Here is a 26,312-nt window from a genome sequence, read left to right on the forward strand (position 1 = left end):
TTTTAGTTATAACTTTGCGAGCAATATTAACAATTTTCGGGCCTAAAAGCTAAGGATGACAACACAAAATATTTACATACTCGGCATTGAATCTTCCTGTGACGACACGGCTTCGGCCGTATTGCACAACGGAAAAATACTTTCGAATGTTGTGGCAACCCAGGAAGTTCATCAAAAATACGGAGGCGTGGTGCCCGAACTTGCTTCACGGGCCCACCAGCAAAATATTGTACCGGTAATTCATGAAGCGCTTTCGCGCGCCGGGGTGAGCAAAGAAGAACTTTCGGCTGTTGCCTTTACCCGTGGTCCCGGCTTGATGGGCTCCCTCCTGGTGGGCACTTCTTTTGCAAAATCGCTGTCGCTGGGGCTGGGCATTCCGCTTCTTGACGTAAACCACATGCAGGCGCACATCCTTGCCCACTTTATTGATGAGGAAAATTACCAGAAGCCAAATTTCCCATTTCTCGCGCTGACCATTAGCGGTGGCCATACGCAAATCGTAAAAGTGAGCGATTACTTTAAAATGGAAGTAATTGGCGAAACTTTAGACGATGCCGTGGGAGAGGCTTTTGATAAAAGTGCTAAGATCCTGGGCCTGCCCTATCCCGGCGGGCCACTGGTAGACAAAAAGGCACAAGCGGGTAACCCAAAGGCTTTCCCCTTTCCCAAACCTAAAGTTGATGGGTTAAACTTCAGCTTCAGCGGATTAAAAACATCCATTCTGTATTTTATTCAGAAACAGCTGAAAGAAAATCCGAAGTTCATTGAAGAAAACCTGGAAGATATTTGTGCGTCCATTCAGCATACCATCATCGGGATCCTGATGGACAAGCTCAAAAAAGCGGTAAAACAAACCGGGATCAAGGAAATTGCCATTGCCGGCGGCGTATCGGCCAACAGCGGTATAAGAAAAACCCTGCACGAGGCCCAGGCAAAATACGGCTGGAAGACCTATATTCCGAAGTTTGAATACACCACAGATAACGCAGCGATGATCGCCATTGCGGGGCATTATAAATTTATTTCTGAAGACTTTGCAAACATGGGCGTAACTGCCAAGGCAAGAATTAAAATGTAAACCATGCAGCTATTTTTTCATCCTGAAGTATCTGAAAACGATAAAGAAGTACATTTTTCCAGGGAAGAAAGCAAACATATTGTAAAGGTGCTGCGCAAGCGCGAGGGTGACCGGCTGCACCTCACCAACGGGAAAGGCTGGATCTTTGAAACCGAAGTAAGCCTCGCCGAACCCAATAACTGCTCTGCCAGGATCTTAAAAAGCGAGAAAGAAGCCCCGCCTTCTTATCATTTGCACCTGGCCGTTGCCCCTACCAAGATGAACGACAGGTACGAGTGGTTCCTGGAAAAAGCAACAGAAATTGGTATTCAGGAGATCACCCCGGTCATTTGCGACCACAGCGAGCGAAAGGTGGTAAAGCATGAACGTTTTCAAAGGGTGATGCAGAGCGCCTTAAAACAGTCATTACACACCAGGTTTCCCGTGTTGCACGAACCTGTGGGGCTTAAAGAGTTTTTGGAGAAAGCACATTCAGGCGCGAAGTTCATAGCGCATTGCGAAGACTCCCAACCCAGGAAGTTACTATCTAAATGTCTCAAAAAGGGCATTTCGGCCACAGTTCTTATAGGGCCCGAAGGAGATTTTTCAGAAGAAGAGATATCTCTCGCCTTAAAAGCCGGGTGGCAGCCTGTAAGCCTTGGCAACAGCAGGCTGAGGACCGAAACTGCCGCAGTGGTTGCCTGCCATACCGCGGCTTTGATCAACGAAGAAGAATAAAGCTCTTTTTTGCTATTTTAGAAACATGAAGAAACTGCTGGTATTTTTCCTGATTTTTACCACCGCCCATGTGCTGCAGGCGCAACAGGTGGCAGTGTTAAAATATGGCGGCGGGGGCGACTGGTACGGCAATCCCACAGCGCTTCCCAATCTCATTGAATTTTGTAACCAGCATATCAATACTTCCATTGATCTTTCGCCACAGCCCGTAGAACCCGGCAGTACAGATATTTTTCAGTATCCGTTTGTACACATGACCGGGCATGGCAATGTGTATTTTACTCCGGAAGATGCCCAAAACCTTCGGGATTACCTTTTAGGTGGTGGTTTTCTGCATATTGACGACAACTACGGCATGAACGAATTTATTCGCCGGGAGCTCAAAAAGGTATTTCCCGACAAAGAACTGGAAGAACTCCCGGCTTCACACCCCATATTTTCTTCTGCTTTTAACTTCCCCAACGGTTTGCCCAAGATTCACGAACACGACGGATTGCGCCCACAGGCCTTCGGAATTTTTGAAAACGACCGGCTCCTGTGCATTTTTACCTTTGAAAGTGACCTGGGCGATGGCTGGGAAGATCAACAGGTGCACAACGATGCGCAAGAAGTACGGCTTAAAGCACTTCAAATGGGCGCCAATATTGTTAAATTTGCTTTTTCAAATTAATGCAGGCCACCCACCACACCACCCCTTTTCAGAAAAAACAATTCCCGATTGTGCTGGTTTTAGACGCCATAACGAGTCCGGCGAACATTGGGAGTTTTTTCAGGCTGGGCGATGCCTTTGGGATTGAAAAAATGCTAATTTGTGAATCTTCAGCAGACCTGCAAAGCAACCGGTTAAAAAGAACGGCAAGAGCCACTATCAAAAACGTCACTTTTGAAGAACGCGAAAATTCCGAAGCAGCCTGCAGGGAGTTAAAGGCAGCAGGCTATAAAATCGTGGCTATAGAAGTGGCTTCAGAAAGCATCCCTATTGAAAAATGCCATTTTAGGGCCGAAGATAAAATTGCCCTGGTGCTGGGAAATGAACGCCTCGGAATAAAAAAGGAACTCCTCGAATTGGCCGATAACCTGCTGCATATTAACATGTTTGGCGAGAACAGCAGCATGAATGTCACCCATGCCGCGGCCATTGCGCTTTTTGAAATCACAAAAAGGCTGCAGCCAGTTCCTTGAGAAATAATATATTTACCACGTGAACGAAAAAGAGCTTTCCTACGGTATACTTCGTGCCATTGCCATTATCCTGGGAGTGGCTTTTCTTCTTTATTTCCTGTACCTCATACAATCGGTGCTGGTGTACATTGCCATTGCAGGCGTGATCTCGCTGGTGGGACGCCCTGTTGTGCTGTTCCTTAAAAACCATCTCAAACTGCCCAACAAGGTCGCCGTGGTGATCGTTTTACTGCTGGTGCTGTCGAGTTTTATTGGTTTGATCACCATTTTTATTCCAATCGTGGTAGAACAGAGCAAGAACCTGGGGCAAATAGACATGGATGCCTTTACCCGTGACCTCAATGAGCTTAACAACCAGATCAACAACTATCTGGGGGTTGACGAGATCAATATTATTGAAGGAATCAAACAAACCGAATTTGTCAGGAACTTTGACCTCACCACCATTCCGCGCTACCTCAATAGTTTCTTCGGAATTTTGGGAGCCGGCATCATTGCTGTATTTTCCATCATTTTTATCTCCTTCTTTTTTCTGAAGGACAGCCGTCTCATGCTCAACAGCATCCTGGTATTTGCAAACCGGGGGCACGAAGACAAGTTTCAGAGGGTTTTCAACAAGATCAAAGTTTTGCTATCACGCTATTTCGTTGGGCTTACCATGCAAATCACAGTGCTGTTCATTTTGTACAGCATTCTGCTGTCCCTGTTCGAGATCAACAACCCCATTGCGATTGCATTTATATGTGCATTTCTGAATATCGTTCCCTACCTGGGGCCCATCATTGCCGGAATCTTAGTTTCACTATTCGTGATTTCAAGCAACCTGGGGGCCGATTTCCAAACCATCATTCTGCCACAGCTCATGTACGTAATGGCGGGTTACCTGGTTTGCCAGCTGATCGATAATTTCATCAATCAGCCGCTAATCTTTGGAGCCAGCGTGCGTTCCCATCCGCTCGAGATCTTCCTGGTGATCCTCATTGCAGGACTTACTTCCGGGATTCTTGGAATGGTGGTCGCGGTTCCATTTTACACCGCGATCAAGGTAATTGCCAAAGAATCTCTAAGCGAATACAAGATCGTAAAACGATTAACGCGGGATCTCTAATTGAATCGGGCGCTTTTAAATAGCGAAGTTCAGGAGTTTCTCGAAGAACAATACAAGACTGAAGTGTCAAAAATGGCATTTCGGGGCAGCCCTTTTGAAGGCATTTCCACGCAGGAACTTTTAGTGCAGCTGTCGGGCAAGAAAAAAGCAGAAAAAAAATTACCGCTGTGGTTTGGTACACGAGGCATCATTTACCCGCCAAACCTCAATTTAGAGCAGACCTCTTCTGAAGTTACCGCCAAATATAAAGCTTCGCTGGTGGCAGGAGCGAGTCTGGCCGATCTTACCGGCGGGTTTGGGATAGACAGCTACTATTTTTCAGAAAAAATTGAAAAAGTGCAGCATTTGGAACTTAATCCTGAACTTCAGGAAATTGCGGAACATAATTTTGAAGTCTTAGGTGCCAAAAATGTCATTTCTGAAGCCTGTGACGCGCTGAATTTTCTAAAAAATACATCGGAAAGATTCGACTGGGTCTACATTGATCCTTCCCGAAGGGATGAGGCCGGCGGAAGAGTTTTTTTTCTATCCGATTGTTTGCCCAACGTGCCCGAAAACCTCGATATTTTGCAGGAAAAAGCCGAAAATATCCTCATCAAGACCTCTCCCCTGCTCGATTTGCAGGCAGGGCTCAACGAACTGGAAAATGTTCGGGAAATACACGTGGTCGCGGTAGATAATGATGTAAAAGAGCTGCTCTGGGTTCTAAATAAAAATGCTTCGGAAGGAATTGAGATCAAAACTGTAAATTTTCAGAAGAAGGAAAAACAGGTCTTTAACGGCATTTTTGGGGGTAATCCCCCTGAAAATTACAGCGAACCGAAAAACTTCCTTTTTGAACCCAACGCGGCAATCATGAAAAGTGGCCTTTTTGGGAGGCTTGGGAATGAACTTGGCCTGGAAAAACTTCATCCCAATAGCCAGCTTTACACCAGTGATGCCCCTGTAAATTTCCCCGGAAGGAGGTTCAAGGTCCTGCAAATATTGCCTTTCAGGAAAAAACAGCTGAAAAAGGACCTTCAGCTTAAAAAAGCGAACATCACCACCCGTAATTTCCCTGAAAGTGTGGCAGAGCTTCGGAAAATTTTAAAAATCAAAGAAGGCGGGGAATCCTACCTGTTTTTCACCACCCTGCAAAACGAAGAAAAAGTGGTGCTGCTGTGTCAAAAAAGCTGAACATTCGGTTATTCCAGCGGCAGCTTGTTAGAAACTGTCTTTTTGGATTCCTTTGATTTACCAGATTTTAACTTCCGCAGAAAGTTGCGCGGGGCAATATAAAAAAGCTTCATGAATACGAAACCAATATTCAGCAGGGTTATTCGTGCCACGTCCTGCCATGGCCTAAAATGGGTCACGCGCTCATTGGGGTCATAGAGCACTTTTACGGGAAGGTTGATCACCCTGACGCCTGTCCATGCAGCTTTCACAATAACCTCAATTTCAAGTTCAAAACGGGAAGTGAAAAGGTTCAGTGAATTTACCTGCTTCAACGGGTAAAGCCTGTAACCGCACTGGGTATCCTGCAACTTCACCCCTGTTTCTACCCAATACCAAAAACTGGAAAACCTGTTGCCAATACTGCTTTTATCGGGAACAGAAGGATCGTCCATCTTACGGGCACCAATGACCAGCAGCTCAGGATCTTCAGGAAGGCGTTTTTCAAGGGCATTGAGAAAAACCTGGAGATCATCGGGAAAATGCTGCCCATCGGAATCCATTGAAACAGCATACTCGTACCCCAGGCGGGCAGCTTCCTTAAAGCCTTCTTTAAGCGCATTGCCCTTGCCTTTGTTCACCGGAATATGAACCACTTTGAGGAATGGGAAATTTTTTAGGATTTTAGCGGTACCATCGGTAGAGCCGTCATTGATCACGATGATATTCCTGGTGTAGGTGTGCACATCATCTATCACCCGTTGCAGGGTCTTGTGATTATTGTAGGTAGGAATGAGCACACAACACTGAAGCGCATCAAATCTGGACTGGTATAAAGGCGGATGGGTCAAAAAATGAGTTTGTTATAAATTTAATAAACTTTGGGGCTTAATTTTACAAGGTGGGCAAAAATAGCAAAAGAAACGAGTTTTTCTGCATTGAAAACAAGCTTCCCGGAAAGAGCCTGAAGGGCCGAACAAGCCTCCAAAAATCCCATTTTTAAGAAGTGATTTTCCTTCGGCTCCTGCCGTAAAATATCTCAAAACGAAAAGTTCGGGGCAAAAACCTCCGGTTTTATCTTTATTTCAGCATTAAATACTGCGGAAACAGCTTCAGTAAAAATCGTACAACAGCTGAAGTTAAGTCATAAAGCAATTATCATCTTCTATCACTCATCTTTAAAGAGAATGGTATAGCTCAGATATATGCCCACCACTGCTGCCAGCAGGAAGAACAGGATGGCAAAACCCGGATACCCAAAAATCATAAAAGACGACGGAACCTGCATTAGCATTGCTGCCCCCACAATCATGGAGGCTATGATGAGGCCGAGGGTGATCCTGTTTGCCACTTTTTGGAAGCCATCGGTCAGGCGTTTTTCATCAATCGCATCTATTTTGAGCCGGAATTCATTTTTGGCCAGGTTTTCTGTGATTTTATCAAACCTGTCGGGCAGGTTTTCTACCAGTTTTTTGGAATCGAGCAAAAGTGAGAAGACCTCTTCAGGCTTTAGTTCATTCAGCATTTTATTCTGAAGCAGCTTGTTCATGTACCGCCTCACTGCTTCCCTCAGGTCGTACTCGGGGGCCAGAAATGCGATAATCTGATCCATATTTAGCAAGATTTTTCCGAGGATATTCACCTCTACCGGAAGGTGGATACCGTTCATGGCGGCACTGCGGTTCATCTGGATCAACAATTTCCCGGTTTGCATATCCTGTGCGGTGCTGTTGCTACTTTCCTGCACCATGATGCTTATTTGCCGCCTGAATTCTTTCTCGGTAGCCTGTTCGGTGATTTGGCTCATGTTAAGCAGAATATCAGCAATCTCTTCCCCGTCATTCTTGCTAAGGCCCAGCAGCAACCGAAGCAGGTAATCTTTCATCTTTTTGGAGAACTGGGCGACCATCCCGAGGTCTATGAGGGCGATTTTGTCATTTTCCAGGAGATGAACATTGCCCGGGTGAGGATCTGCATGCACAAAGCCATCGGAGACTATTTGCTTTAGGTAAGCTTCAATAAAATCATCGACCAGGGCCGTATAATCATTTTCCGTTTTTTTAAGGGGAGAAATGCTGGTGACCTTCTTCCCTTTCACGTACTCCATGGTGAGCACACGAGAGGTGGTGTAATCGGGAATAGGCTGAGGCACTATTAACCTACGGTACTCTTTAAGGTTTATGCCAAGGGTGACCAGATTGTTGGCTTCCCTTAAATAATCGAGCTCATGAAGCATGATGCGCCTTAGCTCTCCCAGAACATCACTGAAGCCGTACTTTTTACCGACTTCGGTATGTTTTACAGCCAGGGCCGACATTTCTTCAAGCGTATTGAGGTCTTCCATGAACTTCTGCCTGATTCCCGGCCTTTGCACTTTCACAGCAACTGTTTTGCCCGACCTGAGTTCGGCACGGTGTACCTGCCCTATGGAGGCACTGGCAAGCGGTTCTTCCTCGAAAAAATTGAAAGCTTTGGATATTTTATTTCCCAACTCCCCTTCTACGATCTCCCTTACCTCTTCAAAAGAAATGGTGGAAAGATCATCCTGCAGGGAAGCAAGAGCCTCCAGATACCTGTCGGGCAAAAGGTCAGGTCGGGTAGACAGCAACTGGCCCAGTTTGACATACGTTGGTCCCATTTGCTTAAGATCTTCAACCAGTTCTTCGGGAGATTGTTCGTAGTCTTTGAAAGTGCGTGCCGTTTCTTCTTCCATTGCATTTGAGGCGGTTTCATTTAAGAGATCGCTGTTCCAGTACTTCAGCATAAAGCCCAGAAACTTCTGGTAACGCTCGAGATTATCGGGGAGAATAGACATAAAAGCGAATTAATTTCAGCAAAATATGATCAATTTGCTTAGTTCTGTTTAAAAATAGGATATTAAATTCCGCTCAAGAACCCTTTTTAAAATATTTTAACTGTGAAACCTTTCAACAGCTGAAAAGATTGAGGGAATGATTTAAAATATCATGAAGAAGAAGATTTTTATGGTTCACAACCTACTGACAGAAAATCAATTATAAATTTTACCGATTTCAGGGAGCAAAAAAGCTAAAAAAGGTTTGCACAAAAGTATCTGAAAACATACATTTGCAACCGCAAAATATTTGCAAGTTCATTTACAAAGGAGAGTTGCCAGAGTGGTTAATGGAGCAGTTTGCTAAACTGTCGACGAGCAATTGTCGCGTGAGTTCGAATCTCACACTCTCCGCTAAGAGATTCAAAATTTAAAGTTCAAGATTCAAGGTTTTTAAATTGAAACTTGATTTTTAGTTTAATGAAATTTATCAGCGTCAGCTGATATTCGGAATGTAGTCCGTCGTCAAATTTCTTTGGTAAATTTGCTCAGGATGAACTCCGCCCGGTTATCGCGCCTGTTTTGGAGGATACTTGGAATTTTAAATATTGAATTTTGAATAACAGCTTTAGCTGTTAATTCGGGGTGTAGCGTAGCCCGGTTATCGCGCCTGCTTTGGGAGCAGGAGGCCGCAGGTTCGAATCCTGCCACCCCGACTTTTGTTGTGTCAAACAACATTAAATAATACCTAATTAAATGATTTTCAGTACTTTAATAAAACTGAAGATCATTTTTTTTTGTTTGATATTGGCCAAAATGAGGCCTATTCGGTTACCTAATCGGTTACTTATTTTTTCTTACCTTCCTGTAGTTTAGGGGCTTTAGAGCGATTTGATTTTTTAAAAATGTAAAATCGGTTACCTAAAATGCAGTTCATGAAATCAAAACCCACTTTTCGTATTCTTTTTTGGCTGAATAAGGCCAAGAGTAAAAATAATCGGTTACCTATCTATGCTCGGGTAACCGTAAATGGTAAAAGAGCTGAAATTAGTTTGGCCAGGGAATGCAATATTGAAGCCTGGGATGAACGAGCTCACCGGGTAAAAGGAAGAAGTTCTGAAGCTACAGTCTTAAACAACTATTTAGATGCTAAGTATTCCAAATTACTCCAGTGTTATGAAGATCTGATAAAAGAAGATAAGGTTATTACAGCCCAGGCGATCAAATCGAGGTTTCTTGGTTCTGATGCTACCTACAAGTCCCTTAAAGATGTCATTGAACACCATAAAACAACCATGGGTGATATTCTTAAACATGGAACCTTAAAAAATTACGGAGCCACTGAAAAGTATCTAATTGAATATCTGTTGAAAGAGCATAAGACTACCGATATCTATCTGAAAAACATCTCTTATCAATTTGTTACAGGTTTCGATAAATTCCTTCGGAGGCAAAAGGATAAAAACGGTCGAAAACAGCTAAGCAACAATGGAATAATGAAGCACCTGGAACGATTTAAAAAGCTGACCAATCTTTCTATCAAACTAGGGTGGCTTGAAAAGGATCCTTTCCGGGATTACAAAATGAAGTTTGAAAAATTTGATCGTGCTTATCTTAATCAAAGAGAACTAAAATTTATTGAGGAGACACGATTCACACGCGATACCCTGGAGACAACAAAAAGTATTTTTCTTTTTGCCTGCTATACCGGCTTATCCTACATAGACGTAAAAAATCTCACTATTGATAATCTGATCCAGGGAGTTAATGGAAAAGACTGGATCTACTGCAGACGAGAAAAGAGCCAAACTCCAATGAAAATTCCCTTACTAGAAAAAGCCCGGGAAATTTTACAGAAATATCAGGATCCGGTATCAGAGTTTCTTCTTCCGGTTTACAGCAATCAGAAAACGAATAATTATTTAAAAGAAATTGCCAGTCAATGCAAGATCCCGAAAAAATTAAGTTTCCACGTAGCCAGGCACACTTTTGCAACCACCATTACACTTTCTAATGGCGTACCTATAGAAACCGTTTCCAAGCTCCTGGGCCACTCCAAATTATCTACAACACAAATTTATGCACGTGTGATTGATCAGAAGATAGGAGAGGACATGGACCTTCTGCAGTCCAAACTTTCTTAAAAACCCTTCGGGCTAAAAAAAAAGAAATTATTTGCTGTTGAAAAAGAAAAAGCGAGCGAAGCGCTGCAAGCTCAAATCTACCGAACTAATACTATGTTGTGAGGCAAAAATGAATCCCTGCAAATCTTTTTTACTAAAAAATAGGCCCTTTTAAAGGGTTCACAGAACATTTGACGAAAATTGGCATTAAGATCTGTTTGTACATTTTAATGAACTACCGAAAACAAAGGGGGAAGAGCCTTGCAACATCGCTCCGCGTGTTGCCGTCTTGCTTTCTCCCCCATAATCTTTAATATCTGCAAAAGAGAATCATATTTTATAAGCAGCCTTAAATAAAAATGTCCTTGGCTGAATATAAATCCGCTGGTCAGTAATTAAAAATTCATTAAAGGTGTTGGAGTTCCTGTAATGTACATTAAAGATATTCTTCACATCTATTTCAAAACTCCAGGGATTGTCTTCTTTGTTATAGAACAAGGAGGCATTGCCTATCTGAAACCTATTCACCTGGTTGTTACCTTCATTTTCATAGTAGTTATAGGAATAATCTGCCTTTAAAATAAAATCATTTAGGAAGTCGTAATCCAGATTTGCATAAGGGCTGATCTGAGTAAAATGATTGCTGAAATTATCTGATTTAAAGTTGTTAAAATCCTGACTGTAACCCAGCTCCAAATTGGGCAGCTTTCTAAATCTTGTCTCCCCTTTTACCGCATAGCTGTAATTCCGGGTATTGTAGTCAATGATTTCATTGTTGATGATCCGGGAATAATCTGCGAGGATAGCGTTGCCGCTCAGGGTGAATTTCAGTTTCTTGATTTGTTTGGCAATAGAAGCGTTTCCAGAATAGGAGTTTTCTGGCATATCGGTGAAGATAAGGGTATTAATCTGGTCAATGCCTTCTATTATACTGGTATTTCTTATTGAATTCAACCTGCGGGTGTAATTCAGATTTCCGTTGACAAAAAGTCCGCGGTACATATTGAATTTATAGTAGCGGAGAGAGAGGGAGTGAGCAAGCTCATTTTCCAGCTCTTCATTTCCACGGAAAAGTTGGTTAAAGTTTATGAGCCGTAATCGATTTGCATATCGGGTGGCATCAGTAAAATTTGATCTGAGGTTGTACTTAAACGTCAAATTTTCTGATGAATTGATCTCATATTTCGCCATAAGTGCCGGCAGCAGCGCACCTTTGCTTTTGTTGACGATCTCCTCCTCAAATTGTCGTACCTGCCAGTCGAACAGGTGATAGGTAAGCGCCGGCTTTAGGATCAAGTCACCACGCTTCATTTTAAATTCGAGTCCGGCATAGGTATCCAGGAGCCGGAAATCAAGGCCATTATTGAATCCGCTCTCCTTGAAATGATTGATGCTGCCATTATCCAGCTCCTGGTAATCTAAAGTACCGTATTGCTGATCCAGGTAATTCACACCGGCTATGGGGTAGAGGTGGTTCAGGTTGTTCAGGACCCAGTAATGCTTCAGGTCCACTCTTGCATTGTGGCTTTGGTAGGAGGTGTTCTGCAACAAATTGTAAACATCCCCGTCATTTTTAAACGGAATTATTCCTGAAAAAACCGGGCGGTCGAATAACCAGTCATTCACATTTTCGCTCTCGTGGTATTGGTAATTCGCCGTTAAAGTGGAGGTGTGTTTATATGAAAATTGCCTGTTGTAGTTGAGATATTGGTTCAACTCGTGACTTTTGGGTTCCTGGATGATTTGTGTGCGATGAACATTTTTGGGCGTCTGGGAAAGGATGTGCTGCGCGGCGTCTCCGGAAGAAGTTTTAAAGAGCGCATCATAAGATACATCGGTTTCCGCGTTCGGCTGGTAACGCAGTTTTAATTTGCTCAGGGTGAAAAACACCTGATTACTGGTGGTACTTTCCCTGAACTCGTCAAGTCCGGCATCAGTGTGATAGGTGATTTCGTTGGTGGTCCTCGTCTCCACTTTTCCGCCGGAAACAATGCTGTAGGCATCCAGCTGAAGACTGGGAGAGATCTCCTGCGAAAGGCTACCCGCACCAAATTCATTGCGGTTATAAATGAAATCCCTCTGACTCAAAAATTGTGCGAAGTCGCTGTTGTAGATATTTGAGAACGAATTGGAGCCGTCCATTAGGCTCGCGTAACCTCCTTCAAAATTAATGTAATCGCTCATCGTAAAGGCCTTTTCTCCTATGTTGTTGAAATCGCCAATTACATTAATAGCAGTTTTCGGGCTGTAATAGAATAAGGTGGGATGGAATAAATAGCGGTCCTCAATTCCGGCTCCTGCTTCAATATCGCCAAAAATAAATTTCTTTTTTCCCTCCTTCAGTTTGATGTTGAGCGCCATTTTGTCGCTGTCCTCCAATCCTTTTAAAAAGGCAACTTCGCTGTAGTTGTCCAGAGCTTGAACTTCAGCAACAGCATCGGCAGGGATGTTATTTACCCCCAATTTTGTGTCTCCTGTAAAAAAGGTTTTACCCTCAACCATTAATTTGGTCACTTTTTTCCCGTTTACACTCACATTTCCTTCGCGATCTACTTCCACTCCCGGCAAGTTTTTAAGTACTTCACGTAGCTTTCTTTCCTCTCCAGTATTGAACTGCTCAACTCTGTAAGTAATAGTATCCTCTTTAACGATTACCGCCATCTGCTGTTCAATGATCACTTCTTCCAGACTTTCCATACTTTCATGGAGCGTAAAGTTACGGGTGGTATTTTTTAAAATAGTGATCGTATCCATGCCTTTTGAAAATCCGAGATGCGTGATTTCTAGTTTATACGTAATATCCCGAACCAGGTCCAGCTTATATCGACCCAGCTCATCGGAAATAGCAAAGGTGATGGAGCCTTCATCGGCAAAAGGAGTTGCGATGATGTTGGTAAAAGGCAACGGCTGCTGGAGGCTGTCATTTATTACGCCTCTTAGTTCAATTTGCTGTGACCACAGGCTCGTACTCAACACAAGAACGAACAGGAATATTGAGGAGCGTAGGCTAATTTTTTTCAACATTGAAAAGTAAAGTTCGAAATTTCGGGCTAAAAAATCTTGTGGATTGGCAGGTGCTTAAATTCAATCAATGCCTTGAAATTCTCTAAACCTTTTATCCAAGCCTTCCATGATTGCCTGGTATTCCTGAAAGCTTATGACATTTTTAAGATTAGGAGTAGCAATTTTGGTATTTTTTTGAGATAATTTAATTTTGGTGGCGTAGTAATAATTCTGCGCAAACTTCATTTCCAAAATTAAGCCTGGCAGACCTCCAAATCCTTCCGGGCCATAAGGAAAAGGAATTTCATTTGTAAACCAGGCTTCTATATTATGAATTATTGTTTTTTTAGTCCGAATGGAAGTGAATTCTTGTGTAGCCGTTGCCTTTCGGCAGGAATATCCCGATAGTGTTTTCGTTTCTCCTGTGAGTTTCCAGTTAAGAGGTTCCCTTTTGATAAGGAATTTTTTGCCCTGAAATTCTACTTCCTGATATCTATAGGGAGTAGAAGCGTAATTGTAGTATAAGCCGGTATTCTCTATGATACTTTCAACAATTCCATCTCCCTTTCCTAAGGAGTTTTCGGCATAATAGTTTGATTTCTCTTCTGTAAAAATGAGCATAAATTTAATCTGCCCGGTAGCATCTTTAGCTTTTGATATGTTATTTAAAAAATTTTCATATTGTTGGGGATTTTTTTGTTTTAATTCTTTCAGGGCGTTTTCGGGTAGAATAAGTTGTTTTGTGTAAGAGATTTCACCTGTGAATTTTTGTGCTCGTGCTAATGGAATACAGGATAAAAGCATTAAAATGATAACTAAAGGAATTCTCATTAGTGTAGTTTTAAAGAGGGCATTTCTACCCTCTTATTATTAAATTTTGCTAAATGCAATTGTTTTCGTAATACCAGTTAGTCCAGAAATACTCCGTTCCGCCATACATAATAGCCATGTGAGTGCCAAAATCCCAAGCTTCTTGAGTACAAGCAGCTTCATCAGCTCTTTTTAAGGTCTCCTGTGCCTCCACATTTGAGGTAAAAAGAAAAGTAAGTAATGCAATAGATAATAATTTTTTCATTTTTTTGAAATTAAAAAGTTTTATGAATTCTGTTATCTCTACGAGGCACACTATCTTTGCAGTATGGTCCTCTGGTTGGTTAATAAGATGCTACATAGGCATTGTATTTAAAGGTTAATAATTGAGCATAAACTATTGACTCCCATCCAGGGGATTATTTTGTTGATATAATAATGTACAGTTTAGAATAAGAGACCAGCGTAGGGTATGGGTTTCTATTTCCTGGAAAAAATGCAATCTTCTTCTTTAGCAAGTATATGTTTTTTTTTTTTTTGTTTTTTCAAAGTTTTGATAAAAAATTTATTCATTCTGCTTTTGTTGAACTTTGTCTAATGAGTATTGTGGCTTAAACTATTAATTTTGAAGAAAAAGCATTTTTCAGGTTCTCTAAATTATAAATGGAAATGTTTTTATCACAACGGTAAACCGTAATTTTTTTACGGTTATGACATAAAAACAAACTTTTCAACGTATCTGAAGGAAAGAAAATTATTTTTTTAGTACATTAGACTAATAAATCATATCATTCTAAAGGTCACCTAATCGGTTACCTGAAGGAAGGAAAAAAGGAAGAAGTACTGAATTTACTGGTATTACGGGAGAGGCAAATTAACCCTGCCACCCCGACTAAAAAGAGGCTGTCTGAAAAGACAGCCTCTTTTTCATTTAAATGTTTAGGACTTTAAGCAGGAATTTCCATGGCTGCTTTTTCCCTTTTCCAGTTACGATGCTTGCTAATGGCATCGATGAATTCCTGCGGTTTTCCATTTATAATCACCGCTTCATCATCTTTGAAATCTTTACCATAAGTCGCATCAAACAGCTCTTCAGCTTCAGAATCTAAAGCGATGGCCTTGCAGTGCTTCAAGGTTTCATTGATGAACTTTTTGGCTTTTGCCTGTTTCATAAGGGCATCAATATTCTTTTTGCCCCCTGGAATGTAAAGCGCATCAAACACCACGCTTTCTGTAGTCATTAGCGCATGAGCAACTTTATGGAAATCCCCCTTGTCACATGTAATGCTGCCTCCGTGGGTGCCCACAATCTGCACCATGGCTCCAGCTTCTTCCAATGGTTTCTTCATCTTGTTGTAATCGCTTTCACTAAAGCCATCGCCTGCCAAAACGGCTATTTTTCGCGTAGCGATTCCTTCGGAAGGCAGAAACTCCTGACTCAAAGCTTCAGATTTATCGAGATAGTCCTTCTTAGGCCCCGGCTGTTGTTTTTCAACATCTGCATCGGCTCCAATAGCCTGGTTTAGCGGCCGGTCAATTTCCGAAGGAATCTCCATTCCCAGATTTGAGGCCACCTTTGATGCCAGGGTTTCATCAATTTGGGCCAGGATGTACAGCATTCGCTCCTTAATATGGTCATATGTACATTTACCCAGTTCAAAAGAATAAGCCTGTACCACATGCTCCTGCTCATGCTGGGTTAAACTGCGGTAAAACAACGCAGGCTGCGAAAAATGGTCATTAAAGCTCTCACTGCGTTCCCTTACTTTTTTGGCATCAATTCGCTCCTCATAATGGCTAAACCCACCTTCGGCTATTTTTGCCAGGTGAGGGCAACCGCCGCCAATTGAATTGGGGAAATAAGCTGTCTTACCCTTATTCACCGTCATACGCATGTGGGCATCCCGCTGATTGTTATGAATTTCGTTGACAGGACGATTGATTGGTATCTCATTAAAATTTGGGCTGCCCAGCCTTGAAAGTTGGGTATCGGTGTAAGAAAATAACCTTCCCTGCAGCAACGGATCGTTTGTAAAATCAATTCCCTGCACTACATGCCCCGGGTGGAATGCCACCTGTTCAGTTTCTGCAAAGAAGTTATCTGGATTGCGGTTAAGTGTCATTTTCCCAATGCGCTGTACCGGCACCATTTCCTCCGGAATCAGTTTTGTAGGATCTAAAAGGTCAAAATCAAATTTATGTTCGTCTTCTTCGGGAACTATTTGAAAGCCTAATTCCCACTCGGGGTACTGGCCAGCTTCTATGGCATCCCAAAGGTCTCTCCTGTGAAAATCTGAATCGGCACCGTGAATTTTCACCGCTTCATCCCAGGTCACCGATTTAACTCCGAGTAGTGGCTTCCAGTGAAACTTCACAAAATGGGATTTTCCTTCAGCATTTATTAACCTGAAGGTGTGAATCCCAAAACCTTCCATCATCCTGAAACTTCTCGGGATCGCCCTGTCGCTCATCAACCAGATTTGATTGTGCAGGGTTTCGGGAGTATGGGAAACGAAATCATAAAAAGTGTCATGCGCCGAAGCTGCCTGCGGAATTTCCCTGTCAGGTTCAGGTTTTACCGAATGGATTAAATCGGGAAACTTCATGGCATCCTGAATAAAAAAGATGGGCATGTTGTTCCCTACCAGGTCAAAGACCCCTTCATCGGTGTAAAACTTAGTAGCAAAACCCCTTACGTCACGGGCCAGATCGGCCGATCCTTTAGAACCGGCCACCGTAGAAAACCTTACAAATACAGGGGTTTTTCTCGAAGTGTCAGTAAATATGCCTGCTTTGGTGTATTTTTCCTGACTCTCATAAAGCTCAAAATAACCGTGGGCGCCACTTCCGCGGGCATGCACAATTCTCTCGGGAATGCGCTCATGATCAAAATGGGTAATTTTCTCCCTTAGAATAAAGTCTTCTAATAATGATGCACCACGTGCTCCTGCTTTTAAAGAATTGTTGGTGTCATTTACCTTTAACCCCTGATTGGTGGTCATTGTTTTCCCCTTCAGATTAGAGGTGTTCTTCTTTAAGTCTTCAATTTTCTTTGAAGCCTCTTTCTTACTATCTTCCATAAATTAAATTGATTAGGTTTAATTCTGAAATTAAAATAAGCTATCTACAATTTGATAAAAAGACTGTTAAAAGAAAGGGAGCAGATTCATAAAATATACCCTAAAAAATGAAGGTTGGAAGTGTGTACACCATTCAGTCTATCAAAATCTGATTTTAGAAAGTACAGAGGGATTTTCCTTTCAAAAATGGCATTTTGGAACTACATTTTTTCCAGCTGTTTCTTCGGAAGGATACTGTTACTCTACCCAGTAGAAAAAAATGTGTTATTTAAGGAAAAAAGAAGTCACCAAGAACTGCTTTTCGGTTGGGATACAAAAGGATAATGCTTTTTAAACCTCATTTGCAGCTTTACATAAACCTGAAGAAATGATAGCCTCTTTCTTTTAATTCACTGATAATTGAATCGAGGCTTAGGAAGAGTTTATCTTTTCTAAGCGGACTGGTTCCGGGGTGAATGAGGATATGAAATCCGTTTAAGCCATGTTCCTGTTCGTAATGGTACAGGTTCTTCAAAATTTCTTCGCTGGAGATATAGTTGGCCATATTGGGACTTGTATAATCGGCATTGGTTCGTATTCCGGGGCTGAAATTTATAGTGCGCTGGCCTGCTTCCGCAGCTATTTTCACCACTTCCTGGTTGTACCACTCGTAAGGTGGCATAAAAAATTCAGGATAAATGTCAATTTTTTCGAGCTCTTTCAGGTTATCGATGATGTCTTTTTTTACAGCAGCAGGTGGATAAAGTAAACTGTCCCTCTTTGTCCAATCGTTATACAGAAGATGCCTGTTGGAATGCGCCCCCACAAAATGGCCTGCTGCGGCAATCTCTTTTACCAGATCACGGTGCTGTCTTATAAAATCCCCGGTGAGAAAAAAGGAAGCCTGTATTTCCTGCTTTTTAAGTACCCCCAGTACATGTTCAAAGCCTTCAAAATGCTCATGTCCTGTAAAGATTAGATAAACATTGGCTTCATTAACATCCGAACGAATTAGCGCGCCGTAACGATCAGTTACTTCCTGTGAAGAAGCCGTTACACTAAGAAAGAGAATCAGGATTAAAAAAAATTGCTTCATTAGCCTAACTTAAAAGAGTTTTAAAATGTAAATCTATAAAGCCTGCACCTGTTGCCAGATAAGCAATATCTGTTCACTCTAATGATGTTTGTATTTCCCACAGGTTGCCATAATTGCTTTCAAAAACAAATTTCTAGGCTTTTTTATCTTAGTAACAATTTACCCTCAACTCGTCTTAAATGTTTTTAAAAATACTACTAATATAGAAAGCCCGGGATCATTTCCCGGGCTTATTACTATTTCTCGCTATAATAATCTTCTATTAATGAGCATGAGGTGAATTTTTCATATCCTCCTACTCCAAAATTTTGGAGACATGCCATATTTCAGGCTCATATGTTTGAAAAGGAATGTATGATCCGGCAGCCCCCGGCTGCCGTGATAGCCATACCAAAAAACTGCTGACTGTTTGAAAGTCGTGACGTACAACCGTGCTTTCCAAAAGATTTAATGAAAACCTGCTTTCAAAAAGAAGAAGGATTTCAATAAAATCAAAATCACAGTCACAGTAAGTTTCAAAATCTTCGTTTATTTTAACTTTAGATCCAGCCCAGGTTGAAAAAACTTCCTGGTATTGGATCAGTTTAGGGAATGAATTCATATTATTTATATTCGGGGTTGATGCTGCTTCTTTCTGAAGAAAAAAGCGCTAAAAAGTTATTATATCGTCCGGCTTCAGTATTACTCAGAAATAGGTTTGGTCTTCTTGCCTCTAAGCAGGTTTAAGTCGGGTGATTTTATGGCATATCCAACTCTAATCATATTTTCATATTCCTGGTAATCAATCAAACTTTCGGCATTACCTACATACCACTCTAACATGATGTGCTGGTTGGTGCTTTTGGAGATCCTGTAGAAGACCCTCGATCGCAAATTCCCTTTCCAGTCCCATTGGGCACCTTTACGGGCAGAAATTTCCAGGTTCCATTTTGGAGCCAAATCATAAGATAAATTGAGTTCCCCATATCCTATATAATCAATGAGGTCACGGTTATCACTGTAGCTAAAAGGGAGCCACCCCCTAAGGCTCAAAATGGTTTTATTATTGACACGGGCGTTGTAAGCCAGGATGACACTATTCCAACTTCTTGAAGCTTCACCTTCCCGGCCGTTAGATTCGTGTTCCAGTTTTAATTCGGCAATTCCCGTCAACTCATCGTTCCTGTTATAAATACCTGAAGCCAGCCCAATCCCCGGATTAAAATTCACATCCTGAAAAGGACTGGAGAATTCATAGATATTCCAGAAAGATTTTTGTGTATAGGTCAAAAACAACTGGGTTTGAAACGGAAGCGTGTGCCGGGTAATTAACTGCTTAAAACTTATCTGGTACTTTGCATCTGCCGTGGTCTTTGAAATCTCATTCTGCAGGGGTATTCCCGTAATAAAATAATTATCGCGATAAGCCGAAAAAGAAGGTAACACCGTATCTTTTAACTGCTCCCTGGTTACCCGCTGTGCCTGAGAAGTATTGTAAAATGTCAAAAAGAAGAAGACAGCAAAACAAATTTGAAGCCGGTTAAATATATTTTTTTGCATACTCTGGTTTTTTGCCACTTAACAGAAGCTGCCTTTCATTTTCTTCAGTACCTCTTTTCCTTTTTCAGTTGTAATGGCATTCATGTAAAGGCTTAAAGTTTCCTGGTGATACCTTTCCCTTGAGATATGGGTAGTATCTAAAAAGGGAGAATTGTCATAAGTCATAATTAACTGGAAGAAGAGCTTTGAATATAAATCGGCATCAAAGTCTTCTCTGTAGAGCCCCTGCTTCCTGCCCCTTTCAATGTTGTGAATAAGGATTTCTGAAAGCTTTTCAGAAAAATAGAGCATGTGCTTGTTAAAGATCTGCGGGTAATACTTGATAAGCTGCCGCAACATAAGGGAATTGTTTGTTCTTGATGCCTTAATCATACCCTCATCTCTGGCAAACATCCTTTCTACGGCATTTTCAACAGTCTCATCCAGGTTGCGCATTTTGGAGATCACTATTTCCAGTTTATAGACCAGTACTTCTTCAAGAAGGGCTTCTTTGTTCCTGTACATTTGATACAGTGTCTTCTTGGAGATCTTAAGTTCGCTGGCTATATCGTCCATGGTGACAGATTTTGCACCATTTTCAAGAAAAAGCTCTGAAACCTTCTCTAAAAATTCAATATCCTTTTCCATTATTTCCTGCTTTTCATTATTTATGAGTTTTTCCTTCTAAAATTCTAAATTAAAAGCCGAAGGACAAAGCAAAAACTGACCGCAAAAAATGCGGTCGGTTTTTGCCATTTTTAGAACTCCAGTTCATGTTTAGGATCGATGTGCTCATAATCGGCTACCATCAATTCTTCATAATTCTTATTCTCGTTGCTGGTAAACTTCTCTTCTAACCTTACAAAGATCATGAACACCACCGGTACAATTACCAGCGTAAGGAACAGGGAAGATAAAAGTCCTCCAATGATCACGATGGCCAGACCGTTACTCATTTCGGCCGCTGCACCCGATGCCAGGGCAATTGGCAACATCCCGAACACCATGGCAATGGTTGTCATTAGGATTGGCCGTAAACGGGCATGGTTCGCCTGGATGAGTGCATCGCGGATCTTCTCACCGTGCGCCAGCCTGTGGTTGGCAAAATCTACTAACAGAATGGCATTTTTGGCAACCAGTCCAATAAGCATGATGATCCCCAGAATGGTAAAGATGTTCAAACTGTTATTGGTGAGTGCAAGTGCCCATAAAGCCCCGATAAACGAAAGCGGAATGGAGAACAACACGATAAACGGTTTCACAAAGTCATCATACAACACCACCATGATCATGTACACCAGCATAATTGCGGCTAAAAGTGCAATACCCAGGGTTCCAAAACCTTCACTCTGGTTTTCCATGTTTCCTCCCCAGGTCCAGTCTACCCCTTTAGGCTGTTCTATGCTGGCCAGTTTCTCTTCCCATTCCTGGGCTACGGCACCTGTAGTTCTACCCACGGTTTGGGCCTTAACGGTCACAGAAGGTGAACGGTCATAACGCTCCAGCAAAGAAGGGCCAGATTCATAAGTAATATCTGCAAACTGGGAAAGGTTGATCCTTTGCCCCTGGTTATTTATAAACTGAATATTTTTTACATCTTCAATATTGTTTCTTGAAGCTTCATCAAAAATGATGTTAATGTCATACTCGGTGCTTCCGGTACGGAACTTATTATCGGTATTTCCGCTGAAGGCAGTACGCAGGGTTTGTCCCACCATAGCCACGTTAAGCCCGAGAGATGCCATTTTATCACGGTCTACATTTACTGAAATTTCAGGGTTACCTTCTTCAACACTTAGTTCAACTTCTGTAGCCCCGTCTATATTCCGAAGAATTTCTTCAGCAGCTTCAGCATAGGTGATGGCATCTTCAAAAGAGTTTCCGGTAACTGTCATTTGCAATGGAGCCTCTTCAGCCCCAACTATACCTACAGGTACGGTAGTTACCTTGGCCCCAACCAGCTCCTGCTCTAAAGCACGGGTCAGTTTAGCCGCGTAGACGTTTGTTTTCTCATCTCTTTCAGATTTATCTACCAGGGTAACGTTGATCTCAGATTTGTAGTTAGTGGCCTGGGCCCCACCCATACCTCCACTGCTTGACTGCCCAACAGTAGTGATCATACGCTCTACTTCAGGCAACTGTGAAAGATAGTTTTCTGCTTTTTGGGTAATGAAATTGGTCTCCTCTATAGAAGCATCCTTGTTTATTTCAAGCTGAACAAGGAACTCACCTCTATCGGTCCTCGGGAAGAAATCTGACCCGATATATCCCATTCCCACTAAAGCAATAGAGCTCACAAACAGTACAAACACTATAACAAAAGTTTTGACTTTGTTATCCAGTGACCAGTTAAGGATCTTGGTGACTTCTTCGGTAAACCAGGTAAGCCCCTTCTCAAACTGGTGGATGATCTTTCCGAAGAAAGAATCGCCGCTAATGAGCTCCAGTTTTCCATATCTGGAGAAAAGCCACGGCACTACGGTAAATGATACCAGTAACGACAGCAAGGTGGCAATAATAACCGTTACACAAAACTGTGCAATAATGTTGGCCACAAGCCCAGTACTAAGCGCAATGGGAAGGAATACCACCACAATTACCAGGGTGATTGCAGTTACTGTAAACCCTATCTCTTTGGCCCCATCATAAGCCGCACGTACTTTGTTCTTGCCCATCTCCATGTGGCGGTGAATGTTCTCAATTACCACAATCGCATCATCTACCAGGATACCTACCACCAAAGAAAGTGCAAGCAAACTCATAAGGTTCAAACTGTACCCTAATAGGAACATCCCAATAAAGGTAGCGATAAGCGAAGTGGGAATGGCAACCATTACGATAAGTGCATTCCTGTAACTGTGCAGGAAGAAAAGCATTACAAATGCCACAAGGCCTACCGCTATCAAAAGGTCTTTGATTACCGAATTGGCCGCTGCAAGGGTAAAGGTAGAGGTGTCATTGGCCATGGTAAGCTCTATGCCCTGATCTGCATACTGTTGCTCTAATTCGGCCATTTTTTCCTGAACAAGTTCACTTACAGTTACCGCGTTGGCATCTGTTTGCTTCTGAACCTGCAGTAAAATGGTACTTTGACGGTTAATCCTGGCAATTTTCTCTGTTTCTTTTTGAGTGTCCTGAACTTCAGCAACATCTGTTAAGCGAATGTTCTGGCCATTTTGTGAAGCAATCACTAGGTTTCTAAGCTCATCAACCGACTGGATTTTTCCTGAAAGCCTGATAAGCGTGGTATTCTCCCGTGTAGTAAGGTTTCCTGTAGGAAAGTCGAGGTTTGAAGCTGTAATGATTTGCTGTACCTGTGGTACGGTAAGACCGTAACCTTCAAGTTTGTTCGGGTCAATATTCACCCTAATCTCTCTTTCCTGGCCCCCAACAACGTTCACCTGTGCTACCCCCGAAAGTCTTGAAAAAGCGGGTTCGATCTTTTGATCTATCAACTCATAAAGCTCATTTTCTGAAAGGTTACCTGTAACCCCCAGGCTTACCACGGGTAAGTCTGAAAGTGAGAACTGGGAGAGCGATGGCTCGTCTATATCCTCTGGCAGGTCAGACCTAATGGAGTTAATTTTACGCTGGGCTTCATTGAGTAGAAAGTCTACATCGGCATCGTTGTTAAACTGAATGGTAACTACCGACAAGCTTTCAAAAGATTTGGTCTGGATCTTCTTGATGTTCTCAAGGGAAGACACCGCGTCTTCTATCTTTCGTGAAACCGTGTTCTCCACCTCGGCCGGCGATGCCCCAGGGTAGACGGTCATCACGGTCACCACCTTCACTTCAAATTTTGGGATCAATTCATAATTGAGCTGACTATAGCTAAAAAGTCCTCCTATGATAAGTAATGCAAGCATTACAATCACCAGGCTGGGCCTTTTAATAGAAACTTCTGCTAATTTCATGTTCTCTTATTTTATAATGTTTACCGCAGTATTGTCGGTAAGGTTGATTTGTCCGCTGGTCACCACTACGTCTCCTTCATTGAGTCCGGCAGTAACCTGAACTTTATCTCCGTAGTTGAGACCTGTCTGGATCTCCTTGAGTTTTGCAGTTCCGTTCTCTACCACAAAAACCTTGTTATCGCTTACACTACCCACAAAGGCTTCTCTTGGAATAGTAAGTACATTGTCATTTCCTGCTTCGTTAAAAACCGCAGTAGCATACATGCCTGCTTTTCTTTGCCCCTTCTCATTGTCAACGGTGATTTCTACAGGAAATTTAAGGGCTCCGTTTGAAGCAGGAGCTATAAAACTAATTTTGCCTTTGATGGTGTCTTTGGTTACGCTAGGCACTACATTCACCGTGTCACCCATTTTGATACGGCTCACCAGAGCTTCATCAACTTCTACCCTAAGTTCAAGCGAAGAGATATTTACCACCTCGATGATTGGAGTACCGGCGCCCACAACCATTCCTTCTTCTACCATCTTCTTGTTTACAATTCCGCTCACTTTTGAACGCACATTGGTATCGCCCGAGCTGAGTTGAGCCGATTTATATTGGGCTTTGGCATTTTCTACCTGCAGGCGTGCCTGGTCAAGCTGAACGGCAGTTACACCCCCGGTTTGAAAAGCCGCCTCATACCGGCTAAGGGTAGATTGGGCGTTATCAAGATTTGCCTTGGCATTATTGACGTTCACGTTTATCTTATCTCCCGAAAGTTTAGCTACTACCTGTCCTTGCTTCACTTCGCTTCCTTCTTCCACGTAGATCTCAACAATTTGACCGCCCATTTCTGCGGAAATATTCGCGCGGGTTTCAGGCTCAAAAGTACCGTTTACAGTGAATTGCCCGCTAAGGCTTTCCTTTTTAACAGTTGCGGTTCTTACTGAAACCTCGGTGTTCTTTTGTGCTACAATCTCTAATTCTGCTTCGTTTTTGCTTTTGTTGTTCTGAAGGATCAGAAAGAAAGCTACAGCAACTCCTGCAAGTGCTATTATTGTTATAATGGTTTTCTTTTTCATTTTATAAGGTATTATTGGTAAGTGTATCAAGTTGTCCCTGTGATCTCAATAACTGCACTTCGGCAAGTTTGTAGTCAAGGCGTGCATTGGTTAGGTTATTCTTTGCTTCAGCTAAATCTCTTTCGGCGTCAAGCATGTCATTAAGACTGGCAAGACCAAGCCCATAGTTGTTTTGCGTATCTTCAAATACCTCACGGGCCAGCTCAACGTTCTCCTCCTGGGTTTGAATGGTAAGCAGGTTATTCTCTAATTGTGCCAATGCATTGGCATGGGCCAGTTCCATGGCCAGTTTGGTGTCTTCAAGGTCTTCACGGGCTTTCTCAATCTCAATCTGGTTCTGTTTTACCCTTGACCTGGTTGCCCCCCCATTAAAGATGGGAATACTAAGATTAACCCCTACAGCCGAAAGATCGGACCAGTAGACACCTTTATCTTCTCCATTTCCAACAGGAAAAACATCACCCTGTCCCAGCCATCCGTAGTTGGCCACTAATGCAAGCGAAGGATAATACTCAGCAATACTGGCTTTTTTCTGCCAGTTAAGCAGTTCAAGTTGTTTATTTAAAAGCTGCACTTCGGTGCGTTCGGTGGTCTGAACGTTAGTTTGAGGCAAGATAACAGGATCAAAAGTTCGCTCCGGCAGGCTTATTTCCTGCCCAATGGGCATTCCTATCATGAATTTTAAAGCGTTTTCACTAAGGGCTACCGAATTCAAAACCTGTTGCCTGCTGGCAAGCAGGTTATTTAGTGCTACTTTGCTGCGGTCATAATCAATTTTCTTGGCAAGGCCATTTTCAAACAACCCCTGAACAATTTTTACAGTTTGTTCTGTAAGCTCCAGGTTGCTTTGTAAGTTTTCCAGCATTTGCTGTGCCTGGTATACCTGATAGTAAGCATTTGCTACCCGCTCTATGATCTCTTCATTTGTGAGTTGAGCATTAAGCTGATAAAACTCTTTGGTAGATTTTGCCGCTTTTAGACCAGTAAATACCTGCTGGTTAAAAAGGGTTTGCGTTAACTGGGCAGTGGCATTTGAGGTCCATTCTTTTCCAAAAGCAACCGCAATGTCTTCGCCCGGCATTCCAAAGATCTCTCCCGGCAAAACGTTCTCCTGTAAAAGGGGATTATAAGTGGTGTTTGCACTTGCCGAAATGTTTGGCAATGCACTGGCTCTTACCTCGGCAATCTTTGCATCGGCACTTTTTATATCTAACCGTGCTTTTTCAGCTTCAGCTTTATGCTCAAGGGCGTAGCTAACAGCCTCATTTAGATCCAGTTCCACAGGATCTTGAGCAAAGGCGAAGCCGGTAGTAAACAGCAAGCCTAATAGTAATTTCTTCATTTCACTCTTGTTTTTAATTTCTTTAACCGTGTAAAGCGAAGCAAAGATAAGGCCAAAATAAACTAAAAAACAAAAAAAGTTTCATAGTTTATTTAACTGAATTTGAAGCGCTTGGAAAGTTGTGATCTGAAAATAGCTTTTTTGAACAGTGACTTTTAATGCAGAATTTATCTGAAGGCCATATTACATGATAACTTAAGGCTAACATTTCATCATGCGCAAATACCTTCAGAAAATCACCCCTCAAAAATGCCATTTTTGGAAGTTAATCCTGAAGACGGGTAATACCTCCAGCTAATGGGCACCTTTCACTTCTAATGACATCACGAAATGTTAACATTCAGATAT

At 42.2% G+C, this 26,312-nt stretch carries 20 protein-coding genes and 2 tRNA genes; 9 read left to right on the top strand and 13 right to left on the bottom strand.

What is annotated here, in order from left to right:
* Window positions 1-55: 55 nt before the first annotated feature.
* The 6 genes from tsaD to JRG66_RS14985 all read left to right on the top strand — a co-directional run bounded on the left by tsaD (window position 56) and on the right by JRG66_RS14985 (window position 5,261).
* Window positions 56-1,078, top strand: coding sequence for a tRNA (adenosine(37)-N6)-threonylcarbamoyltransferase complex transferase subunit TsaD (tsaD, locus tag JRG66_RS14960; RefSeq protein WP_265163564.1), 1,023 nt, complete (start codon window positions 56-58; stop codon window positions 1,076-1,078).
* Window positions 1,079-1,081: 3 nt separating this feature from the next.
* Window positions 1,082-1,795, top strand: coding sequence for a 16S rRNA (uracil(1498)-N(3))-methyltransferase (locus tag JRG66_RS14965; RefSeq protein ID WP_265163565.1), 714 nt, complete (start codon window positions 1,082-1,084; stop codon window positions 1,793-1,795).
* 25 nt (window positions 1,796-1,820) lie between these two features.
* A complete protein-coding gene (locus tag JRG66_RS14970) occupies window positions 1,821-2,465 on the top strand; it encodes a DUF4159 domain-containing protein (protein WP_265163566.1) in 645 nt (214 codons plus the stop codon).
* On the top strand, window positions 2,465-2,977 hold the full coding sequence (locus tag JRG66_RS14975; RefSeq protein ID WP_265163567.1) for a TrmH family RNA methyltransferase: 513 nt from the start codon (window positions 2,465-2,467) through the stop codon (window positions 2,975-2,977). Before JRG66_RS14970 ends, JRG66_RS14975 begins: the two co-directional genes overlap by 1 nt.
* A gap of 19 nt (window positions 2,978-2,996) precedes the next feature.
* Window positions 2,997-4,085, top strand: a complete 1,089-nt coding sequence (locus tag JRG66_RS14980; RefSeq protein ID WP_265163568.1) for an AI-2E family transporter — start codon at window positions 2,997-2,999, stop codon at window positions 4,083-4,085.
* Window positions 4,086-4,157: 72 nt separating this feature from the next.
* Window positions 4,158-5,261, top strand: a complete 1,104-nt coding sequence (locus JRG66_RS14985; RefSeq protein ID WP_265163569.1) for a THUMP-like domain-containing protein — start codon at window positions 4,158-4,160, stop codon at window positions 5,259-5,261.
* Between the two features lie 8 nt (window positions 5,262-5,269).
* Here the strand turns inward: JRG66_RS14985 and JRG66_RS14990 are convergent, their stop codons facing one another.
* Entirely contained in the window at window positions 5,270-6,091 is an 822-nt protein-coding gene (locus JRG66_RS14990; protein WP_265163570.1) for a glycosyltransferase family 2 protein, read from the bottom strand.
* Between the two features lie 317 nt (window positions 6,092-6,408).
* Window positions 6,409-8,055 (bottom strand): ABC1 kinase family protein, encoded by a 1,647-nt coding sequence (locus JRG66_RS14995; protein WP_265163571.1) that lies wholly within the window; start codon window positions 8,053-8,055, stop codon window positions 6,409-6,411.
* A 308-nt stretch (window positions 8,056-8,363) separates the two neighbouring features.
* Here JRG66_RS14995 and JRG66_RS15000 point away from each other — a divergent pair.
* From JRG66_RS15000 to JRG66_RS15010, 3 genes are all read left to right on the top strand, one after another.
* Window positions 8,364-8,448: transfer RNA gene (locus JRG66_RS15000), tRNA-Ser, on the top strand.
* Between the two features lie 227 nt (window positions 8,449-8,675).
* Window positions 8,676-8,750, top strand: a tRNA-Pro gene (locus JRG66_RS15005).
* A gap of 219 nt (window positions 8,751-8,969) precedes the next feature.
* Window positions 8,970-10,178, top strand: a complete 1,209-nt coding sequence (locus JRG66_RS15010; protein WP_265163572.1) for a site-specific integrase — start codon at window positions 8,970-8,972, stop codon at window positions 10,176-10,178.
* Between the two features lie 309 nt (window positions 10,179-10,487).
* Here the strand turns inward: JRG66_RS15010 and JRG66_RS15015 are convergent, their stop codons facing one another.
* From JRG66_RS15015 to JRG66_RS15065, 11 genes are all read right to left on the bottom strand, one after another.
* Window positions 10,488-13,181: a TonB-dependent receptor gene (locus JRG66_RS15015; RefSeq protein WP_265163573.1), complete on the bottom strand. Its 2,694-nt coding sequence runs from the start codon at window positions 13,179-13,181 to the stop codon at window positions 10,488-10,490.
* A 60-nt stretch (window positions 13,182-13,241) separates the two neighbouring features.
* Window positions 13,242-13,991 carry a GLPGLI family protein gene (locus tag JRG66_RS15020; protein ID WP_265163574.1) on the bottom strand — a complete coding sequence of 250 codons (750 nt, stop codon included), beginning with the start codon at window positions 13,989-13,991 and terminating at the stop codon, window positions 13,242-13,244.
* 49 nt (window positions 13,992-14,040) lie between these two features.
* Window positions 14,041-14,235, bottom strand: coding sequence for a hypothetical protein (locus tag JRG66_RS15025; protein ID WP_265163575.1), 195 nt, complete (start codon window positions 14,233-14,235; stop codon window positions 14,041-14,043).
* A gap of 682 nt (window positions 14,236-14,917) precedes the next feature.
* Entirely contained in the window at window positions 14,918-17,050 is a 2,133-nt protein-coding gene (locus JRG66_RS15030; RefSeq protein WP_265163576.1) for a catalase, read from the bottom strand.
* A gap of 349 nt (window positions 17,051-17,399) precedes the next feature.
* Window positions 17,400-18,125, bottom strand: a complete 726-nt coding sequence (locus tag JRG66_RS15035; protein WP_265163577.1) for a polysaccharide deacetylase family protein — start codon at window positions 18,123-18,125, stop codon at window positions 17,400-17,402.
* Between the two features lie 295 nt (window positions 18,126-18,420).
* Window positions 18,421-18,726 (bottom strand): hypothetical protein, encoded by a 306-nt coding sequence (locus JRG66_RS15040; RefSeq protein WP_265163578.1) that lies wholly within the window; start codon window positions 18,724-18,726, stop codon window positions 18,421-18,423.
* 80 nt (window positions 18,727-18,806) lie between these two features.
* Entirely contained in the window at window positions 18,807-19,664 is an 858-nt protein-coding gene (locus JRG66_RS15045; protein ID WP_265163579.1) for a phospholipase A, read from the bottom strand.
* Between the two features lie 18 nt (window positions 19,665-19,682).
* On the bottom strand, window positions 19,683-20,291 hold the full coding sequence (locus JRG66_RS15050) for a TetR/AcrR family transcriptional regulator (protein ID WP_265163580.1): 609 nt from the start codon (window positions 20,289-20,291) through the stop codon (window positions 19,683-19,685).
* 110 nt (window positions 20,292-20,401) lie between these two features.
* Window positions 20,402-23,560 (bottom strand): efflux RND transporter permease subunit, encoded by a 3,159-nt coding sequence (locus tag JRG66_RS15055; RefSeq protein WP_265163581.1) that lies wholly within the window; start codon window positions 23,558-23,560, stop codon window positions 20,402-20,404.
* Window positions 23,561-23,566: 6 nt separating this feature from the next.
* Complete coding sequence (locus JRG66_RS15060) at window positions 23,567-24,622, bottom strand: efflux RND transporter periplasmic adaptor subunit (RefSeq protein WP_265163582.1); 1,056 nt, start codon at window positions 24,620-24,622, stop codon at window positions 23,567-23,569.
* A 1-nt stretch (window position 24,623) separates the two neighbouring features.
* Window positions 24,624-25,964: a TolC family protein gene (locus JRG66_RS15065; RefSeq protein ID WP_265163583.1), complete on the bottom strand. Its 1,341-nt coding sequence runs from the start codon at window positions 25,962-25,964 to the stop codon at window positions 24,624-24,626.
* Window positions 25,965-26,312 lie beyond the last annotated feature (348 nt).

It is taken from the genome of Salinimicrobium tongyeongense (genome assembly GCF_026109735.1).
Taxonomy (GTDB): Bacteria; Bacteroidota; Bacteroidia; order Flavobacteriales; family Flavobacteriaceae; genus Salinimicrobium; species Salinimicrobium tongyeongense.

Excerpts from the sequence above, each read along its gene's own strand:
- tsaD (WP_265163564.1), top strand. The coding sequence starts at position 56 with ATGACAACACAAAATATTTACATACTCGGCATTGAATCTTCCTGTGAC.
- JRG66_RS14965 (WP_265163565.1), top strand. The coding sequence starts at position 1,082 with ATGCAGCTATTTTTTCATCCTGAAGTATCTGAAAACGATAAAGAAGTA.
- JRG66_RS14970 (WP_265163566.1), top strand. The coding sequence starts at position 1,821 with ATGAAGAAACTGCTGGTATTTTTCCTGATTTTTACCACCGCCCATGTG.
- JRG66_RS14975 (WP_265163567.1), top strand. The coding sequence starts at position 2,465 with ATGCAGGCCACCCACCACACCACCCCTTTTCAGAAAAAACAATTCCCG.
- JRG66_RS14985 (WP_265163569.1), top strand. The coding sequence starts at position 4,158 with ATGGCATTTCGGGGCAGCCCTTTTGAAGGCATTTCCACGCAGGAACTT.
- JRG66_RS14995 (WP_265163571.1), bottom strand. The coding sequence starts at position 8,055 with ATGTCTATTCTCCCCGATAATCTCGAGCGTTACCAGAAGTTTCTGGGC.
- JRG66_RS15010 (WP_265163572.1), top strand. The coding sequence starts at position 8,970 with ATGAAATCAAAACCCACTTTTCGTATTCTTTTTTGGCTGAATAAGGCC.
- JRG66_RS15015 (WP_265163573.1), bottom strand. The coding sequence starts at position 13,181 with ATGTTGAAAAAAATTAGCCTACGCTCCTCAATATTCCTGTTCGTTCTT.
- JRG66_RS15020 (WP_265163574.1), bottom strand. The coding sequence starts at position 13,991 with ATGAGAATTCCTTTAGTTATCATTTTAATGCTTTTATCCTGTATTCCA.
- JRG66_RS15025 (WP_265163575.1), bottom strand. The coding sequence starts at position 14,235 with ATGAAAAAATTATTATCTATTGCATTACTTACTTTTCTTTTTACCTCA.
- JRG66_RS15030 (WP_265163576.1), bottom strand. The coding sequence starts at position 17,050 with ATGGAAGATAGTAAGAAAGAGGCTTCAAAGAAAATTGAAGACTTAAAG.
- JRG66_RS15035 (WP_265163577.1), bottom strand. The coding sequence starts at position 18,125 with ATGAAGCAATTTTTTTTAATCCTGATTCTCTTTCTTAGTGTAACGGCT.
- JRG66_RS15040 (WP_265163578.1), bottom strand. The coding sequence starts at position 18,726 with ATGAATTCATTCCCTAAACTGATCCAATACCAGGAAGTTTTTTCAACC.
- JRG66_RS15045 (WP_265163579.1), bottom strand. The coding sequence starts at position 19,664 with ATGCAAAAAAATATATTTAACCGGCTTCAAATTTGTTTTGCTGTCTTC.
- JRG66_RS15050 (WP_265163580.1), bottom strand. The coding sequence starts at position 20,291 with ATGGAAAAGGATATTGAATTTTTAGAGAAGGTTTCAGAGCTTTTTCTT.
- JRG66_RS15055 (WP_265163581.1), bottom strand. The coding sequence starts at position 23,560 with ATGAAATTAGCAGAAGTTTCTATTAAAAGGCCCAGCCTGGTGATTGTA.
- JRG66_RS15060 (WP_265163582.1), bottom strand. The coding sequence starts at position 24,622 with ATGAAAAAGAAAACCATTATAACAATAATAGCACTTGCAGGAGTTGCT.
- JRG66_RS15065 (WP_265163583.1), bottom strand. The coding sequence starts at position 25,964 with ATGAAGAAATTACTATTAGGCTTGCTGTTTACTACCGGCTTCGCCTTT.